Here is a 17,616-nt window from a genome sequence, read left to right as displayed (position 1 = left end):
CGGAGGAGGAAGCGATACCGGCGGTATCGCGCCCGACGACAACGCCGCAGACGGCCCCTCCGCGACCCGCGCCTAGCGGCGGGTGGCGTCGTCGACTTCGCCGACGAGCTCCTCGATGATGTCCTCGAGGAACAGCACTCCGGTGGCGCGGCCCTGCTCGTCGAACGCCCGGGCGAGGTGGGCGCCGGTGCGCCGCATGATCGCGAGGGCGTCCTCGAGGTCGGTGGCCTCGAAGATCGAGGCGAGCTGGCGGATGCGCTTGGCGGGGACGGGGAGGCGGAACTTGGCGCCCTCCGTGTCGCCGTCGAGGTCGAGGACGTCCTTGAGGTGGATGTACCCCTCGGGGGTGCCGTCCTCGCCGAGGATCACGTAGCGCGAGAAGCCGTGCTTGGCGACGGCGCGCTCGACGTCGGCGGGGGTCGCTCCGCTGGGGAGGCTGACGATCCCGTCGAGGGGCAGGGCGACGTCGTGGACCTTCTTCTCCGTGAACTCGAACGCGGCGAGGAGGGTCCCGGTCGAGTCGCGGAGCGTGCCCTCGCGGGTGGACTGGTCGACGATCGTCTGCACCTCCTCGAGCGTGAAGGTGCTGTTCGCCTCGTCCTTGGGCTCCACCTTGAAGAGGCGGAGCACTCCGTTCGAGACCGCGTTGAGGGCGACGATGATCGGGCGGAGGACCCGGGCGATGGCGACGAGCGGCGGCGCCAGGAGGAGCACGGCGCGGTCGGGCATGGAGAACGAGATGTTCTTGGGGACCATCTCGCCGAGCACCACGTGCAGGAACGACACGATCAGCAGCGTGATGACGAAGGCGACGGTGCCGGAGAGCTCGTCGGGGATGCCGACGGCGTGCAGCGGCACCTCGAGCAGGTGGTGGATCGCCGGCTCGCTCACGTTGAGGATCAGCAGCGAGCAGACGGTGATGCCCAGCTGCGTGGTCGCGAGCATGAGTGTGGCGTGCTCCATCGCGGCGAGCGCGGTGATCGCGCTGCGGCGTCCGCTCTCCGCGAGGGGCTCGATCTGGGAGCGGCGCGCGGAGATGACCGCGAACTCCGCTCCGACGAAGAAGGCGTTCGCGGCGAGGAGCACCACGAGCCAGGCGATTCCGGCCCAGTCACTCATCGTCGGACTCCTTCCGTCCGCGGTGTCCGCGGGCGACGTCGGCGAGCGGGTCGGGGATCCCGTCGGGATCCGCGTCGGGGTCGGGCGTGAAGCGGAGGCGGTCGATGCGGCGGCCGTCCAGGCGCTCGACGCGCAGCGAGCCGCCCTCGACGTCGACCCGGTCGCCGACGGCGGGGAGGCGGCCGAGCTCGCTCATCACGAATCCGGCGACCGTCTCGTAGGGCCCCTCCTCGGGGATGTGCACGCCGGCGCGGTCGAGGACCTCGTCGGGGCGGAGCATGCCGGGGAAGGTGGTGGAGCCGGGGAGCTTGACCACGTCGGCCCGGGAGCGGTCGTGCTCGTCGGCGACCTCGCCGACCAGCTCCTCGACCAGGTCCTCGAGCGTGGCGACGCCCGCCGTGCCGCCGTACTCGTCGACGACGACCGCGAGCTGGAAGCCGCGTCCGCGCAGCTCGGTGAGCAGCACGTCGAGCTTCATGGTCTCGGGGACGCGGAGCGGCTCGGAGCGCAGCGCCGTGACGGGCACGTCGGACCTCTTGCCGCGGGGCACGGCGACGGCCTGCTTGACGTGCACGACTCCGACGATGTCGTCGATGTCGTCGTCCGTGATCGGGAAGCGCGAGAACCCGGTGGTGCGGGCGAGGTCGAGCACGTCCTGCGCGGTGCTCGCGCGCTCGACCGTCGACAGGCGCAGGCGCGGCGTCATCACGTCGCCCGCGGTGAGGGCGGAGAAGCGGAGGGTGCGCCCGAGCAGGTCGGCCGTGTCCTCCTCGAGCAGTCCGGCGCTGGCGGAGTGGCGCACGAGGCTCGAGAGCTCCTCGGCGCTGCGGGCGCCCGAGAGCTCCTCCTTCGGCTCGATGCCGACCAGGCGCAGCAGGGCGTTCGCGCTGCCGTTCAGCAGGGCGACGGCCGGGCGGAACACCGTCGTGAACGCGGTCTGCAGCGGCACGACGAGCTTCGCGGTCGCCCGCGGCAGAGCGAGGGCGAAGTTCTTGGGGACCAGCTCGCCGAGGATCATCGACAGCAGGGTCGCGATGACGATGGCGACCACCGTCATGACCGGCGCGAGCGCCTCCTCCGGGATGCCGAGTCCGCTGAACGGCTCCTGGAGCAGCGTCGAGAGGGCGGGCTCCATCGTGTAGCCGGTGAGCAGCGTCGTGAGAGTGATGCCCAGCTGCGCGCTCGAGAGGTGCGTGGAGGTGACGCGCAGGGCCGCGATGGTCATGCCCAGGCGCGTCTCGCCGCGGTCGCGACGGGCTTCGAGATCGGCCCGGTCGAGGTTCACCAGCGCGAACTCGCTGGCGACGAAGACGCCGGTGCCCAGGGTCAGCAGCAGGCCGACGCCGAGGAGGAGCCACTCAGTTCCCACGGTGGTCGCCCCCGGTCACGAGAGGGAGGTGCGAGGAGGGCCGGACGGGGCGGGCCGGCGGAGCGGCGGACCGTGAGCGGCGAGCGGGAGTCCGAGGAGCACTGCAGTGAGCGGAACAGGCCGGATGCGCAGAGGGAGGGTCGTCCATTGTGGCGCCGAGTCTACCCGCCGCGGAGCGCCGCCGGGCGTGCTCCGATGCCGCGGCTCAGAGCCACTTCTTCCGCTTGAACACCGCGTAGAGCGCGAAGCCGAACAGCACCATCAGGCCCAGCGCCCAGGGGTAGCCGAGGCGCCAGTGCAGCTCCGGCATGTCGTCGAAGTTCATCCCGTAGATGCCGGCCACGAGCGTCGGGGCGAAGAGGATCGCCGCCCACGAGGAGATCTTGCGGACCACGTCGTTCTGGGCGAGCCCGGTCTCGGTCTGCCGGCGCGAGACGAGCGTCGAGTGCACCGTGAGCGCCTTGTCGAGGATCGCGCGCAGGGAGTCGACCGCCTCCGTCACGCGGATGGTGTGGTCGAGCACGTCGCGGAGGGACCGGCGCAGCTCGATCCGCTCCGGCGAGGGCGAGGGCTCCCCCTCCACGGGCGTCGACTCCTGCAGCAGCTCGTGCAGCAGGGCGGTCAGCGGCTGCACCGAGCGCTGGAAGTGGATGACCTCGCGCGAGAGCCGGTAGATGCGCTCCGAGAGCCCGTCGTCCGAGTCGTCGCCGAAGAGCTGGTCCTCGATCTCGTCCACGTCGCCCTGGACGCCGAACACCACCGGCGCGTACTCGTCGACGACCTGGTCGAGGATCGCGTAGAGCACCGCTTCGGGCCCGCGGGCGAGAAGGGCCGGATCCTCCTCCAGGCGGCGGCGCACGCGGGCGAGGTCCGGGGAATCGGCGTGCCGGATGGTGACCACGAAGTCGGGGCCGACGAAGACGTGCAGCTCGCCGAAGACGACCGTCTCGGCGGCGTCCGCGTAGCGCGCCGGCCGCAGCACGACGAAGAGCCCGTCGTCGTAGCGCTCGAGCTTGGCCCGCTGGTGCCCGCTCAGCGCGTCCTCGACGGCGAGCGGGTGCAGCCCGAACTCCTCGGCGACCGCCTCGACCTCCTCGCGCGTCGGGCGGTAGAGGCCGATCCAGGCCATGCCGTGCTCGTCGCGCATCAGCTCGAAGGTGTCCTCGAGCGAGTCGGGGTTCCGGATGCGGCGGCCGTCGACGTACACGGCGTTGTCGACGATGGTCATGGGCTCGGTTCTAGCACGCGGCGCCCGCTCACCAGCTGACCGGCAGCGCCTTGCCCTCCTCGTAGCCCGCGGCCGACTGCAGGCCCACGTGCGCCCGCTCGTGGAAGTCGGCCACGCTCCGGGCTCCGGCGTAGGTGAAGGACGAGCGGACCCCCGACGTGATCATGTCGAGCAGGTCCTCGACCGAGGGCCGCAGCGGATCGAGGTAGATGGTGGAGGAGGAGATGCCCTCGGCGAAGAGGCGCTTGCGGGCGAGCTCGTACGCGTCGAGGCGGTCGAAGCGCTCCTGCACCGCCTTGGCCGAGGCCATGCCCCAGCTCTCCTTGTAGACCCGGCCGGCCGCGTCGCTGTGCAGCTCCCCCGGAGCCTCGATCGTGCCGGCGAACCAGGAGCCGATCATCACGGAGGCGGCGCCCGCGGCCAGCGCGAGGGCGACGTCGCGCGGGTAGCGCACCCCGCCGTCCGCCCAGACGTGGGCGCCCAGCTCGTGCGCGCGCTCGGCCGTCTCGAGGACGGCCGAGAACTGCGGGCGGCCGACCGCGGTCATCATCCGGGTGGTGCACATCGCGCCGGGGCCGACGCCGACCTTGAGGATGTCCGCTCCCGCGTCGACGAGGTCGTGCACCGCGTCGGCCGTGACGACGTTGCCCGCCGCGATCGGCACTCCGAGATCGAGCGCGGAGACCGTCCGGAGCGCCCGGAGCATCCCCTCCTGGTGGCCGTGCGCGGTGTCGAGGACGAGGACGTCGACGCCCGCGGAGACGAGCGCGCGCGCCTTCGCCTCGACGTCGCCGTTGATGCCGATCGCCGCCGCGACGCGCAGACGCCCGTCCGCGTCGAGCGCCGGGTCGTAGACGGTGGAGCGGAGGGCGCCGGTGCGCGACAGCGTGCCGACCAGGGCGCCGTGGTGCAGCACCGGGGCGAAGTCGAGGTCGGCGGCCACCATGAGGTCGAAGGCGGCCCGCGCGGTGGGCACGTCGTCGGCGTCGATCGAGGGCGTGGCGGAGTGCACCAGGTCGCCCAGACGCGCGTCCGGCAGCGCGGTCGCCAGGCGCGCGGCCGGGACGCAGCCGAGGATCGCGCCGCCCTCCTCCTGCACCACGAAGCCGTGGCCGGCGACGGCCGGCAGGATGCGCAGCGCCTCCTCCACGGTCGTCGCCGGCGAGGCGGTGAGGGCGCCGGAGAAAGCGACCGGCTGGCGCTTCACCCAGCGGATCGCGGCGTCCAGCGCCTGCAGAGGCATGTCCTGCGGGAGGACGCCGAGCCCGCCCCGGCGCGCGAGCGTCGCTGCGAGGCGCTGACCGGTGACCGAGTTCATGTTGGAGGAGACGACGGGGATCGTCGCCCCGGTGCCGTCGCCCGGAGCGAGCGAGACGTCGAGGCGGCTCGTCACCGACGAGCGGCCGGGGACGAGGAAGACGTCCGAGTAGGTGAGGTCGCCTGAGGGTGTTCCGCCGGAGAAACGCATGGGGGAAACGCTACTCCGGCGCGGCCCCGGGTCGGCCGTGCAGGGAACGGGGCTAGGCTTGGCGACCGGGACGGGACCAGGCGACGGCACCGGTTCCCGCTGGTGCGAGGACGACCTCCTCCGCCGCGGTGGCAGGCGCCGAGGGATGCGACGGGCCCGTCCGGATGATCGAGGACGAATCAACGGAGAGAGTGGGCGATCGGCTGTGTCGAGCCAGTTGACCGGAGCAGGAACAGAGCAGGGCGCGGAGGACTTCGGAGCCAACGAGTGGCTCGTGGAGGAGCTGTACGAGCAGTACAGCGCCGACCGCGCCTCGGTGGACGAGTCCTGGTGGCCCATCCTGGAGCGCTACGGCGCCCAGCTCGCGAACTCCGGCAAGGACGCTCCGGCTCCGGCTCCTGCCGCGGCCCCCGCGCCCGCCGCCTCGAAGCCCGCCGCTGCCGCCGAGCGCGTCTCGTCGAGCGGCGGAGGCGCCGTGACCCATCCCGCCGCCGCCTCCTCCTCCGAGTCGACCCCCGCCTCCCGCACCACGTCGAAGCAGCCGAAGGCGCAGCCGATCCCGGCCGACGCTCCGGTGAGCAAGCCCTCCGCCGAGGACTCGACGCCGGACGAGGACGTCGTCACCCCGCTCCGCGGCATGGCGAAGAGCCTCGCGACCAACATGGACGCCAGCCTCAGCATCCCCACTGCGACGAGCGTCCGCACGATCCCGGCGAAGCTGATGATCGACAACCGCATCGTCATCAACAACCACCTGCGCCGCACCCGCGGCGGCAAGGTCTCGTTCACGCACCTGATCGGCTGGGCGCTCATCCGCGCGCTCAAGGACTTCCCGAGCCAGAACGTGTTCTACGACGAGGTCGACGGCAAGCCCGCGGTCGTCGCCCCGGCGCACGTCAACCTCGGCATCGCGATCGACATGCCGAAGCCCGACGGCACGCGCGCCCTGCTCGTGCCGAGCATCAAGCGCGCCGACACGCTCAGCTTCACGGCCTACCTCTCGGCCTACGAGGACCTGGTCAAGCGCGCGCGCGGCAACAAGCTCGTCGCCGGCGACTTCGCGGGCACCACGCTCTCGCTGACGAACCCCGGCGGCATCGGCACGGTCCACTCCGTCCCCCGCCTGATGAAGGGCCAGGGCTGCATCATCGGAGCCGGCGCCCTCGAGTACCCGGCGGAGTTCCAGGGCGCGTCCGAGAAGACGCTGGTCGAGCTGGGCATCGGCAAGACCATCACCCTGACCTCGACCTACGACCACCGCGTCATCCAGGGCGCCGGCTCGGGCGAGTTCCTCAAGATCGTGCACGAGCTCCTGCTCGGCGGCCGCGGCTTCTACGAGGACATCTTCGCCGCGCTGCGCATCCCCTACGACCCGATCCACTGGTCCACGGACATCGCCGTCGACCTCGCCGAGCGCGTCTCCAAGACCGCCCGCGTGCAGGAGCTCATCAACTCGTTCCGCGTCCGCGGGCATCTGATGGCCGACGTCGACCCGCTGGAGTACGTGCAGCGCTCGCACCCCGACCTCGCCATCGAGAGCCACGGCCTCACCTTCTGGGACCTCGATCGCGAGTTCGTCACGGACGGCTTCGGCGGCAAGCGCCAGCTCAAGCTGCGCGACATCCTCGGGATCCTCCGCGACTCGTACTGCCGCACCGTCGGCGTCGAGTACATGCACATCCAGGACCCGGAGCAGCGCGCCTGGATGCAGCAGAAGCTCGAGCGCGGCTACGAGAAGCCGGGCCACGACGAGCAGCTGCGCATCCTGGGCAAGCTCAACGAGGCCGAGGCCTTCGAGACCTTCCTGCAGACCAAGTACGTGGGCCAGAAGCGCTTCTCGCTCGAGGGCGGGGAGTCGCTCATCGCGCTGCTCGACGCCGTCCTGCAGGGCGCGGCCGACGAGCACCTCGACGAGGTCGCGATCGGCATGGCCCACCGCGGCCGCCTGAACGTGCTGACCAACATCGCCGGCAAGACCTACGGCCAGATCTTCCGCGAGTTCGAGGGCACCCAGGACCCGCGCACGGTCCAGGGCTCCGGAGACGTGAAGTACCACCTCGGCACCGAGGGCACCTTCCGCGGCGCGGCGGGCGAGGAGATCCCGGTCTACCTGGCGGCGAACCCCTCGCACCTCGAGGCCGTGAACGGCGTGCTCGAGGGCATCGTCCGCGCCAAGCAGGACCGCAAGCCCATCGGCAGCTTCACCACGCTGCCGATCCTCGTGCACGGCGACGCCGCGATGGCGGGCCAGGGCGTGGTGGTCGAGACCCTGCAGATGTCGCAGCTGCGCGCGTACCGCACCGGCGGCACGATCCACATCAACATCAACAACCAGGTCGGGTTCACGACTCCCCCTCACGAGGCCCGCACCTCGATCTACTCGACCGACGGCGCGAAGACGATCCAGGCGCCGATCTTCCACGTGAACGGCGACGACCCCGAGGCGGTCGTCCATGTCGGGCAGCTCGCGTTCGAGTACCGCCAGCGGTTCCACCGCGACGTGGTCATCGACCTGATCTGCTACCGCCGGCGCGGGCACAACGAGGGCGACGACCCCTCGATGACCCAGCCGCTGATGTACAGCCTGATCGAGGCCAAGCGCTCGGTCCGCAAGCTGTACACCGAGGCGCTCGTCGGCCGCGGCGACATCACCGAGGAGGAGTACGACCGCGCCCACCAGGACTTCCAGGACCGCCTGGAGCGCGCGTTCGCCGAGACCCACGCCGCGCAGACCGGCGCGATCCCCGTGATCACCGCCGACGGCGACTCCGTGGCCGACCTCGAGCTGCCCGACGCGCAGCAGGGCGAGGACTACCCGGGCGAGCCCGAGGTCACCGGCGTGAAGACCGAGGTCGTCACCCGCATCGGCGACGCGTTCACGACGCCCCCTGAGGGCTTCACCGTGCACCCCAAGCTCCAGCAGCTGCTGGCGAAGCGCCAGGAGATGAGCCGCTCCGGCTCCATCGACTGGGCCTTCGGCGAGCTGCTCGCGCTCGGCTCGCTGCTGCTCGAGGACACCCCGGTGCGCCTCGTCGGCCAGGACACGCGCCGCGGGACCTTCGTCCAGCGCCACGCTGTCCTCCACGACCGCGAGAACGGCCAGGAGTGGCTGCCGCTGATGAACCTGTCCGACCAGCAGGCCCGGCTCTGGATCTACGACTCGCTGCTCTCGGAGTACGCGGCGATGGCGTTCGAGTACGGCTACTCGGTGGAGCGGCCCGACTCGCTCGTGCTGTGGGAGGCGCAGTTCGGCGACTTCGCGAACGGCGCCCAGATCGTGATCGACGAGTTCATCTCCTCGGCCGAGCAGAAGTGGGGCCAGCGCTCGTCGCTCGTGCTCCTGCTTCCGCACGGCTACGAGGGCCAGGGCCCCGACCACTCGTCGGCCCGGATCGAGCGCTACCTGCAGATGTGCGCGGAGCGGAACATGACCGTCGCGCGCCCGTCGACGCCGGCGTCCTACTTCCACCTGCTGCGCCGCCAGGCCTACTCCCGGCCCCGCCGCCCGCTGATCGTCTTCACCCCGAAGGCGATGCTGCGCCTGCGCGGAGCCTCGAGCCCGGTCGAGGACTTCACCTCGGGCCGCTTCCAGCCGGTGATCGACGACGCGCGGATCCACGACGCCTCCGCCGTGAAGCGCGTCCTGCTCCACGCCGGCAAGGTCCACTACGACCTCAAGGCGGAGCTCGAGAAGAAGCCCGACGACGGCATCGCGCTGGTCCGGGTCGAGCAGTACTACCCGGCGCCGATCGAGGAGCTGCGCGGCATCGCCGAGCGCTACCCGGACGCGGAGCTCGTCTGGGTGCAGGACGAGCCCGAGAACCAGGGCGCCTGGCCGTTCATGGCCCTCGAGGTCGCTCCGAAGCTGGGCCGGTCCATGCGCGTGGTCTCGCGCCCGTCCGCGGCCTCCCCCGCGGCCGGCTCGGCCAAGCGGCACGCCTCCGAGCAGGCCGACCTGCTGTCACGGGCGCTCACCCGCTGACCCGCGGTCCGCACGACGCGGTCGGGCCCGTCGGAACCTCGTGTTCCGGCGGGCCCGTCGCGTTGCGGGCGGACCGTGCCTGACCGCAGGCCCGCAGAGACCGGCAGAAGCGCTCGCGACATGCGGGTGCCGCGGCGACCGGAGGCCGCCGGACACGACGGAGCCCCGGCCCCTCGAGGGCCCGCGGTGCGCGGGAGGTCTCGAACGGCCGGGGCTCCCCGGGTCGTGCTGCGCCTAGAGGCGGGCGGGCGCCTGGGAGTGCGCGGCGTGCTCGTCGCGGAGCATGCCGAGCACCTGGGCGCGGAGGTCCTCCGGCGCCGTCTCCTTGCACGCACGCTGCACGGCGACCGTCAGAACCACGCCGACCTTCGCCTCGTCGGCGCAGTCGACGCATCCCGCCATGTGCTCGCGGATGTCGGCGGCGTCCTCCTTGCACAGCTCGTTGTGGAGGTACTCCTCGAGCTCGGCCTTCGCCTTCGTGCAGCCGCTGTCGGTCATTTCGTGCTCCCGGAAGTGAATGCGGCGCGGAATCCGCGCTCGCGTGCGTAGTCGGTGAGTCGTTCGCGCAGCATGCGCCGGCCGCGGTGCAGCCGGCTCATGACGGTCCCGACGGGGGTCTTCATGATGTCCGCGATCTCCTGGTAGGAGAAGCCTTCGACATCGGCGAAGTAGACGGCGAGCCGGAAGTCCTCCGGGATCGCCTGGAGCGCCTCCTTCACCGCGGTGTCGGGGAGGTGGTCGATCGCCTCCGCCTCGGCCGAGCGGCTGGAGGTGGCCGTGGTCGACTCGGCGCCGCCCAGCTGCCAGTCCTCGAGCTCGTCGATCGCGCTCTGGTAGGGCTCGCGCTGCTTCTTGCGGTACGAGTTGATGAACGTGTTCGTGAGGATGCGGTAGAGCCAGGCCTTCAGGTTGGTGCCCTGCTCGAACTGGCGGAACGCGCCGAACGCCTTCGCGAACGTCTCCTGCACGAGGTCCTGCGCGTCGGAGGGGTTCTTCGTCATCCGCAGACCGGCCGCGTAGAGCTGGTCGATGAAGGGCAGCGCCTGCTGCTCGAAGAGGGAGCGGAGATCGACGGGAGCCTCGACCGGGGCGTCGTCCAGCGACTCCTCGACGGTCTCCACGATCGTCTGCTCCGCGTCGGCGGGCTCGGGAGCCTCGTCGGCGGGGGTGGTGCGGGGTTCGTCGTCGCGAGTCATCACGAGCGATTCTAGAGCGGCGGCGCGGCGGACGACCGGGGTTGCGGCACGAGGGCGCCTCCGGGCGACGGGCCTGCTGCTCCGGAGGACCGGGGGTGCTGCCGTCATGCTCCGCCTCCGTCACGCTCCTGACGACGCCCTGCGCGCCGACTATCCTGACAACCGATGGTCTTCTCGCGTTATTCCGCCCCCGAGTTCGATCCGTACGGCGACGCCCGTGCGCTCCCCGGCGACGACGCCTGGCCCGCACCCCTCGCGGCCGGCGCTCTCGACGCCGAGGTCGGCCTGCCCGGCTCCAAGTCGCTGACCAACCGGGAGCTGGTGCTCGCCGCTCTGGCGGACGGACCCTCCACGCTGCGGGCGCCGCTGCACTCCCGCGACAGCGCCCTGATGATCGAGGCGCTGCGCTCGCTCGGCACCACGATCCGGGAGTCCGGCTCGACCGGCGGCTTCGGCGCCGACCTGGTCGTGGAGCCCGCGGAGGAGCTGCTCGGCTCGACGACGATCGACTGCGGGCTCGCGGGCACCGTGATGCGCTTCGTCCCGCCGCTGGCCGGCCTCGCGCTCGGCCCCACCACCTTCGACGGCGACGCGTACGCGGCGAAGCGGCCGATGGGGGCGACGATCGCCTCCCTCCGCGCGCTCGGCGTCGACGTCGCCGACGACGGCCGCGGCGCGCTCCCCTTCACCGTCCACGGCTCCGGGGCCGTCCGGGGCGGCGACGTCGTCGTCGACGCCTCGCGGTCGAGCCAGTTCGTCTCGGCGCTCCTGCTGGCCGGCGCCCGCTTCGAGGAGGGACTGCACCTGCGCCATGAGGGCAGCGCCGTCCCCTCCCGGCCCCACATCGACATGACCGTCGCCGCACTGGCGGCACGGGGCGTCGAGGTCGGCACGCCCGCCGACGGCGAGTGGACCGTCGCGCCGCAGCCCATCGCCGGCGCCGACGTGCTGATCGAGCCCGACCTCTCGAACGCCGCGCCGTTCCTCGCTGCGGCCCTCGTCACGGGCGGCCGCGTCCGGCTTCGCCACTGGCCGGCCGTCACCACGCAGGTCGGGGCGCACCTCGAGCGGATCCTGCCGCTGTTCGGCGCCCGCGTCGAGCGCGACGGCGAGGACCTCGTGGTCACGGGCGGCGACGAGATCCTGGGCGTGGACCTCGACCTGTCGGAGGGAGGCGAGCTCGCCCCCGCCCTCGCCGCCCTCGCCGCGCTGGCCTCCACTCCCAGCACCCTGACCGGGATCGGCCACATCCGTCACCACGAGACGGACCGCCTCGCCGCCCTCGCCGCCGAGATCACCGGCCTCGGCGGCCGGGTCACGGAGCTCGAGGACGGTCTGCGCATCGAGCCCGCCGAGCTCCACGGCGGCCGCTGGCGCACCTACTCGGACCATCGCATGGCCCACGCCGGCGCCCTGATCGGCCTCGTGGTCCCCGGCGTGGTGATCGAGGACGTCGCGACGACAGCGAAGACCCTCCCCCAGTTCCCGGAACTGTGGACGACCCTCGCCGGATCGGTCTGACCCGTGTCGTGGTGGACGGACAGCGGCCTCGACGCCGACGGTGCTCTCGACGACTTCGACGGGTACGACGAGTCGGACGCGCGGGTGCGCCCGAACCCGAAGGGCACGAAGCCCCGGACCAAGAACCGACCCGCCTACGAGGACGCAGAGATCGCGATGGTGCTCGGCGTCGACCGGGGTCGCTACACGGTGATGATCGGCGACGGGACGCCCGAGGAGCACGAGTTCACGGCGGCCCGGGCCCGCGAGCTGCGGCGCCAGGCGATCGTGGCCGGCGACCGCGTCGACGTGGTCGGGGACTCCAGCGGCGACGAGGGGACGCTCGCCCGCATCGTCCGCATCCGCGAGCGGTCGACCCTCCTCCGCCGCAGCGCCGACGACACCGACGCGATCGAGCGCGTGATCGTCGCCAACGCCGACCAGATGCTCTGCGTGGTGGCCGCCGCCGACCCCGAGCCCCGGACCCGGCTGGTCGACCGCTACCTGGTCGCCGCCTTCGACGCCGGGATCACTCCGATGCTCTGCATCACCAAGACCGACCTCGCGGACCCGGCCCCGTTCCTCCGCAACTTCGAGGGGCTCGACCTCCGCGTGTTCCTCTCGAGCCAGGACGAGCCGCCGGTCGACGAGATCGCCGACGCCCTCCTCGGCCACGAGACCGTGGTCGTCGGGCACTCCGGAGTCGGCAAGTCCACCCTCGTGAACAAGCTCGTCCCGGACGCGCACCGGGCCATCGGGCGCGTGAACACCGTGACGGGCCGCGGTCGGCACACCTCGTCCTCCACCGTCTCGCTCCGCGTGGAGCGCGGCGACCGGCACGGCTGGGTCATCGACACCCCCGGCGTCCGCTCGTTCGGACTCGGCCACGTGAACACCGACAACATCCTCGGCGCGTTCACGACCCTCGCCGTGATCGCCCGGGACTGCCCGCGCGGCTGCACGCACCTGCCCGACTCCCCCGACTGCGCCATCATCGAGGCTGTCGAGGGCGGACTGCTGGGCGCCAGCGGACCGGAGCGCCTCGACTCGCTCCAGCGCCTCCTGACCACCTTCGCCACGACCGACGGAAGCAGACGATGACCGACCTCTCCCCCCTCCCCGCCGAGGCGCGCCTCGCCGTCGGCGACTCCGCTCCGGAGTTCACGCTGCCGAACCAGGACGGCGAGCCCGTCTCGCTCACGGAATACCGCGGACGGCGCGTCATCCTGTTCTTCTACCCTGAGGCCGACACCCCCGGCTGCACCACGGAGGCCTGCGACTTCCGCGACAACGCGGCGTCCCTCCGCGACTCCGGCTACGAGGTCCTCGGGATCTCGCGGGACGCCCCGGAGGCGCTGCGCCGCTGGGCCGACGCCCAGGGCATCGCGTACCCGCTGCTGAGCGACCCCGACATGACCGTGCACCGCGCGTACGCGGTGTGGGGCGAGAAGAGCCTCTACGGCAAGACCGTCGTCGGCGTGCTGCGCTCGACGTTCGTCGTCGGAGCCGAGGGAGCGCTCGAGTTCGCGCAGTACGGCGTCCGGGCGACCGGGCACGTGCAGGCGCTCCGCAAGAAGCTGAAGCTCGTCTGACCCCGGGGCGCGCGGTGCAGGTCATCGCGCGCCACCGGCTCTCGGGGTTCCGCTCATCTGCGAGCATCTCTCATGTCGACGTGAGCGGCACCGCCCGGTGCCCCGTCGGGACGAGGGGTGGTCAGGGTGCGCTCGAATGCTCGCAGGACGACGGCCGGAGCGGCGATCGCGGTCGTGGCCGCTGTTCTGGCGGGCTGCACGCCACCGGAGCCGGCGCTCACCACCGCCAGGGTGCTGCAGGCGGTGTCCGTCGCCGTCTCGTCCGACGGGGGTGTCCGTGCGATCGAGGGGACGGCCCTCGGCATCGGCGACGACCCGTCCGACACCTCGGCGACCACCACCGTCTACGATCCCGCCGAGGTCTCCGCGGACCTGCCGGTCCGTGTCCGGCCCTCGTGGCGCACCGCCGACGCCTCGGGCACCGATCCGGCCGAGCTCGCCGGGCGCTCGGGTCGGATCGAGATCTCGCTCGCGGTGGAGAACCTGACGGTCCGGCCCGAGGAGGTCGCGTTCGACGCGGCCGGTCGTGCAGCCCGCCGCAGTGCACTCGTCGGCGCTCCGCTGACGATCGCAGCCTCCGCGGTCCTGCCGGGCGTCTCGCCGAGTCGCGTCGTCACCGAGAGCGAGTCGGGTGCCGTCACCAACGGCGTGCTCAGCCGTGACGAGCACGGAGACGCCGTCGTGCAGTGGGCCGCTCTCCTCGCTCCCCCGGGCGGTGGCGCGACGGCGACGCTGACCCTCGTCGCCGACGTCGCCGACTTCGCCGTCCCCGCCTTCGACCTGGCGGTCCAGCCCGGCCTGAGCACCGACCCGACCACCGAGGGGGCGCTGGGCGCCGCGTTCGACTCCTCCGACGCCTCGCCGCTCGCCCTCGAGCGCCGCACGATCGAGGTCGTCACCGCGGTGGACGACCTGCTGACGCAGGCCGGCACCACCGTCGCCGAGGTGCGGGCCTCGCTCGACGCGACCTCCGAGACTCTCGGTGTCCGCACGGCCGAGGAGCTGCGGGCCGGCGCCGCCTCGACGGCGGCCTCGATGCAGAGCCTCTCCGGGCAGCTCGGCGCGCTCCGGGCGCAGCTGTCGTCGACGGTCTCGGGCACCGAGTCCGGCCTGCTGGCGCAGCTGTCCGAGGCGATCGACGCGGTGGACGCCCTGCTGGGCGATACATCGGCCGCGGTGCCGCCGCCGACGGTCTCGGGCAGCGGATGCGGAGTCGCCGTCGACGGCGGCCGCTCCGGCTCGATCCACTCCGAGCTGCTGCGGCTCACGGCCGAGCTCGACGCGTACGGAGCGGCGGCCGAGTCCTGCCGCGACGAGGTCGTCGCGGCTGTCCGTGCTGCCGCGGGGCCGGCACATCCCTCCGCCGAGACCTGCACGGCACCCTCGACCACCTGCTCCCTCGCCGCCTCCGGAGCCGCCGTCGACACCGTGCTGCTCGGGATGCTCGATCGCGGGCAGGACCTCGTCGACTCCCTGCAGCCGGAGCTGATGGACGGCGTGCAGGCCGGGTTCGCCGCCCTCGCGAGCAGGGTGGACGCCGCGTCGGCCTCGGTGGACACCCTGGCCGACCCGGAGGGATCCGTCACCCGGGCACTCGCCGCCCTGTCGGCGACGCTGGACGAGCTCGACGCGGACACCGCGGGCCTGGAGACGACGGTCGCCTCGGTCGGCACCGCCGCCACGACCGCCCTGGACGAGCTCGGCACGCCGACCAGCACGGGGTCGCTGTCGGCGCAGAACCAGGAGCTGGCCGATCGGCTCTGCGAGCTGTCGCCGGCGACACAGTCCCCTGCTGCCGCACCCACGCCGACCAGGCGCCCGACGCGCGCACCCGTGGAGGTGACCCGGGGCTCCGTCGAGGAGCTCCGCGCCTACCTGACCGCGACGCCCTGCTCCGGCACGGGCCGCCTCGACGCTCCCGACGGCTATCCGGCCCCCCTGGCCGACCGGCTGAGCGACCAGGTCCACGCGTGGACCGCCGTCGCCTCCACCGTCGGCAGCACCGGCGCTAGCGCCGACCTCGCCGCCCTGCGCGCCGCGCTCGCCACGGTCCGCGGAGGCGTGGCCGAGGCCGGCGCGACGGCCGGCTCGGACGACACGCGCCTCACCGGCCTGCTCGCCTCCCTCCGCACCGGCGTCGACGCGCTGACCGCTCAGCGCGACGCACTCGGCACCCGCATCGACGCTCTCGGTGCCCAGCAGGACGCTCTCGCACCGGCGATCCAGAATGCGTTCGCCGAGGCGGACACGGCAGCCGCATCCGCGGTCACCGCACTCCTCGACGAGCAGGTGCGGCGGATCTCGACGCGCTCCGGCGCCGACGCCGACGCGGTCGTCGCGATGTTCGACCGGTCGGTCTCGAGCCTGCGCACGGCCTCCTCCGGCATCCACTCCGACGGTGCAGCGACGGTGGACGCCGGGCACCGGGCTCTCCGCACCGCGGAGGCCCGGATCGGCGGGGCCGTCTCTGAGCGGACGCGCGCCTCCCTGGCCGGCATCGCGACGACGATCGACGCCTCGACCCGCGACACCGACGCGGTCGCCGCGCTCCTCGCAGCCGATCTGCGCAAGGTGCTCCTGGACCTCGGCGACCGGACGGTCGGCGGCTCCGGCCTGCTCGGATCGATGACCACGAGTGCCGCGAAGGTCGGCACCGCCGACGTGCAGCTCGCCCTCGCCTCGCAGAGCGCACGGAGCTACGCCGCGGTGCGGTCCGAGGACGTCTCGGGCATCCTGCTGGTGCAGGCCCAGGAGCGGGCCTCCCTCCGGGCCGGGGATGCGCTTCCCGCGTTCCACCTCGACCTGCCCGAGGGCGCGCGGACCCGAACGGTCTACTCCTTCCGGATCGGGGACGAGCGATGACCCGCCTGGGCAGGCGCGCGGCGCAGCACCCCCGCACCGCTCGACGGACCACGATGCTGGTCGGCGGCGCGGTCGCCCTCCTCGGCGTCAGCGGTGCCCTCGTCTCCCTCCTGCCGCCGCAGTCGGCTCCGATGACGGAGGTCGCCGCTCTGCCTGTCGGCTTCTCGTGCGCCCGGGTGCCCGAGCGGATGACGCTCGGGGTGGTGGTCTCGCTCAGCTCGGCTCCGGGCGAGGGCGCGGAATGGAAGGACGCGGCGAACGGCGCCGTCGTCGCCGCGCACCGGTCAGCGATGGGCGGCTGCGAGATCGGTCTCGTCGCCGTCGACGACCACGGGACGCCCGAGGGTGCCCGCGCCGCCGTCGAGGAGCTGACGGGGCAGGGCGTGTCCGGCCTCGTCCTCGCGGCCCACGGCACCCACACCGCTGCAGCCGTGGACGCCGCTCGGGCCGCGGGGACAGCGGCCGTCCTCCCCTACGGAGGCGGCCCCGACCTGCCCGGCGACGGCGTCTGGTCCCTCGGACCCGACACCGCCTCGGCCGACGCGGCACTCGTGGAGGAGGCCGGCGGAGGCGCCCGGGTACTCCTCGTCGACACCGGTGGAGGCACCCCGACCGGTCTCTCGCCCGCCGCGACGGTGACCGCCGATCCCGGCGCCACCGCGGACGTGATCGTCAGCGCCGCCCGCCCGCACCTCGAGGGCGAGCTGGCGGTCGAGCGCGTCGTCGTGTCCGGCTCCGCCGCTGCGCAGGCGACGGCGGTCGCCGCTCTGCAGGCGGCGGGGGCGTCCGTCCCGATCCTGCTCACGCCCGACGCGCTGAGCCCCGCCTTCGCTCCCGCCCTGGCCGCGGCCGGAGGCACCCTCTCGGGAGATCTGACGACGATCGGCACGGATTCCGGCGACGCGGTCGCTCTCCGCGGCGACGAGCGCGGGCGCGCGGCCTCCGCGTTCCTGGGGGCTGTGCGGATGACCGCCGACGATGCCGCGCGGACGACCCTCCTCGGCGACCGCGCGTTCCGCGATCTCGCCGCGGTCGCGGACGCCCCCAGCCACGACGCCGTCGTGGCGCTGGTGCGAGCCGCGGCCGTCGCAGGCAGCAGGGAACCCGCGGCGGTCGCCGCCGCACTCCGGGGATCCACGATCGGACCGGCGGACGGGCTCGCCGGTCCGCCGCTCGACTTCGGCGCCGCGCACGCTCTGGACGCCCCGGCACTCCCCCTCCACTCCTCGCCGCAGCGCCTCGGCCTGCGGCCCGCCGACCCGCCGCTGCTCTGGTTCGCCGGACAGCCCCGACCGTGAGC

Annotated in this window: 12 protein-coding genes; 6 read left to right on the top strand and 6 right to left on the bottom strand. The window is 73.0% G+C overall.

Annotation, left to right across the window (positions count from 1 at the left end; genetic code table 11):
- Positions 1-72: 72 nt before the first annotated feature.
- From C5C46_RS02205 to C5C46_RS02190, 4 genes are all read right to left on the bottom strand, one after another.
- Positions 73-1,119 (bottom strand): hemolysin family protein, encoded by a 1,047-nt coding sequence (locus C5C46_RS02205; protein ID WP_104224111.1) that lies wholly within the window; start codon positions 1,117-1,119, stop codon positions 73-75.
- The gene (locus tag C5C46_RS02200; protein WP_104225499.1) at positions 1,112-2,488 is read right to left on the bottom strand and encodes a hemolysin family protein; all 1,377 of its coding nucleotides are present in this window, start codon (positions 2,486-2,488) and stop codon (positions 1,112-1,114) included. Before C5C46_RS02200 ends, C5C46_RS02205 begins: the two co-directional genes overlap by 8 nt.
- A 205-nt stretch (positions 2,489-2,693) precedes the next feature.
- Entirely contained in the window at positions 2,694-3,716 is a 1,023-nt protein-coding gene (corA, locus tag C5C46_RS02195; RefSeq protein ID WP_104224113.1) for a magnesium/cobalt transporter CorA, read from the bottom strand.
- Positions 3,717-3,744: 28 nt separating this feature from the next.
- A complete protein-coding gene (locus C5C46_RS02190; protein WP_104225498.1) occupies positions 3,745-5,184 on the bottom strand; it encodes a GuaB1 family IMP dehydrogenase-related protein in 1,440 nt (479 codons plus the stop codon).
- 205 nt (positions 5,185-5,389) lie between these two features.
- Here C5C46_RS02190 and C5C46_RS02185 point away from each other — a divergent pair, with 205 nt between their 5' ends.
- On the top strand, positions 5,390-9,166 hold the full coding sequence (locus C5C46_RS02185; protein WP_181074533.1) for a multifunctional oxoglutarate decarboxylase/oxoglutarate dehydrogenase thiamine pyrophosphate-binding subunit/dihydrolipoyllysine-residue succinyltransferase subunit: 3,777 nt from the start codon (positions 5,390-5,392) through the stop codon (positions 9,164-9,166).
- Between the two features lie 234 nt (positions 9,167-9,400).
- On the opposite strand, the gene C5C46_RS02180 is transcribed toward C5C46_RS02185, so the two are convergent.
- Both C5C46_RS02180 and C5C46_RS02175 read right to left on the bottom strand, forming a co-directional pair.
- On the bottom strand, positions 9,401-9,664 hold the full coding sequence (locus C5C46_RS02180; protein WP_104224116.1) for a zf-HC2 domain-containing protein: 264 nt from the start codon (positions 9,662-9,664) through the stop codon (positions 9,401-9,403).
- Positions 9,661-10,362: a sigma-70 family RNA polymerase sigma factor gene (locus tag C5C46_RS02175; RefSeq protein WP_104224117.1), complete on the bottom strand. Its 702-nt coding sequence runs from the start codon at positions 10,360-10,362 to the stop codon at positions 9,661-9,663. The genes C5C46_RS02180 and C5C46_RS02175 overlap by 4 nt, the downstream gene beginning before the upstream one ends.
- Positions 10,363-10,527: 165 nt before the next feature.
- On the opposite strand from C5C46_RS02175, the gene aroA reads away from it, so the two are divergent.
- The 5 genes from aroA (at position 10,528) to C5C46_RS02150 (ending at position 17,614) form a co-directional block, all read left to right on the top strand.
- Positions 10,528-11,883, top strand: coding sequence for a 3-phosphoshikimate 1-carboxyvinyltransferase (aroA, locus tag C5C46_RS02170; protein ID WP_104225496.1), 1,356 nt, complete (start codon positions 10,528-10,530; stop codon positions 11,881-11,883).
- A 3-nt stretch (positions 11,884-11,886) separates the two neighbouring features.
- The gene (rsgA, locus tag C5C46_RS02165; protein ID WP_104224119.1) at positions 11,887-12,963 is read left to right on the top strand and encodes a ribosome small subunit-dependent GTPase A; all 1,077 of its coding nucleotides are present in this window, start codon (positions 11,887-11,889) and stop codon (positions 12,961-12,963) included.
- Positions 12,960-13,454 carry a thioredoxin-dependent thiol peroxidase gene (bcp, locus tag C5C46_RS02160; RefSeq protein WP_104225495.1) on the top strand — a complete coding sequence of 165 codons (495 nt, stop codon included), beginning with the start codon at positions 12,960-12,962 and terminating at the stop codon, positions 13,452-13,454. Before rsgA ends, bcp begins: the two co-directional genes overlap by 4 nt.
- Positions 13,455-13,580: 126 nt before the next feature.
- Complete coding sequence (locus C5C46_RS02155) at positions 13,581-16,316, top strand: hypothetical protein (RefSeq protein ID WP_146078920.1); 2,736 nt, start codon at positions 13,581-13,583, stop codon at positions 16,314-16,316.
- A complete protein-coding gene (locus C5C46_RS02150) occupies positions 16,313-17,614 on the top strand; it encodes an ABC transporter substrate-binding protein (protein WP_104225493.1) in 1,302 nt (433 codons plus the stop codon). The genes C5C46_RS02155 and C5C46_RS02150 overlap by 4 nt, the downstream gene beginning before the upstream one ends.
- The last annotated feature ends 2 nt before the right edge of the window (positions 17,615-17,616 follow it).

Origin of the sequence: Rathayibacter sp. AY1E6 (assembly GCF_002931115.1) — a bacterium.
Taxonomy (GTDB): domain Bacteria; phylum Actinomycetota; class Actinomycetes; order Actinomycetales; family Microbacteriaceae; genus Rathayibacter.
This window is presented reverse-complemented; position numbering and strand designations above follow the sequence as displayed.

Excerpts from the sequence above, each read along its gene's own strand:
- C5C46_RS02205 (WP_104224111.1), bottom strand. The coding sequence starts at position 1,119 with ATGAGTGACTGGGCCGGAATCGCCTGGCTCGTGGTGCTCCTCGCCGCG.
- corA (WP_104224113.1), bottom strand. The coding sequence starts at position 3,716 with ATGACCATCGTCGACAACGCCGTGTACGTCGACGGCCGCCGCATCCGG.
- C5C46_RS02190 (WP_104225498.1), bottom strand. The coding sequence starts at position 5,184 with ATGCGTTTCTCCGGCGGAACACCCTCAGGCGACCTCACCTACTCGGAC.
- C5C46_RS02180 (WP_104224116.1), bottom strand. The coding sequence starts at position 9,664 with ATGACCGACAGCGGCTGCACGAAGGCGAAGGCCGAGCTCGAGGAGTAC.
- C5C46_RS02175 (WP_104224117.1), bottom strand. The coding sequence starts at position 10,362 with ATGACTCGCGACGACGAACCCCGCACCACCCCCGCCGACGAGGCTCCC.
- aroA (WP_104225496.1), top strand. The coding sequence starts at position 10,528 with ATGGTCTTCTCGCGTTATTCCGCCCCCGAGTTCGATCCGTACGGCGAC.
- bcp (WP_104225495.1), top strand. The coding sequence starts at position 12,960 with ATGACCGACCTCTCCCCCCTCCCCGCCGAGGCGCGCCTCGCCGTCGGC.
- C5C46_RS02150 (WP_104225493.1), top strand. The coding sequence starts at position 16,313 with ATGACCCGCCTGGGCAGGCGCGCGGCGCAGCACCCCCGCACCGCTCGA.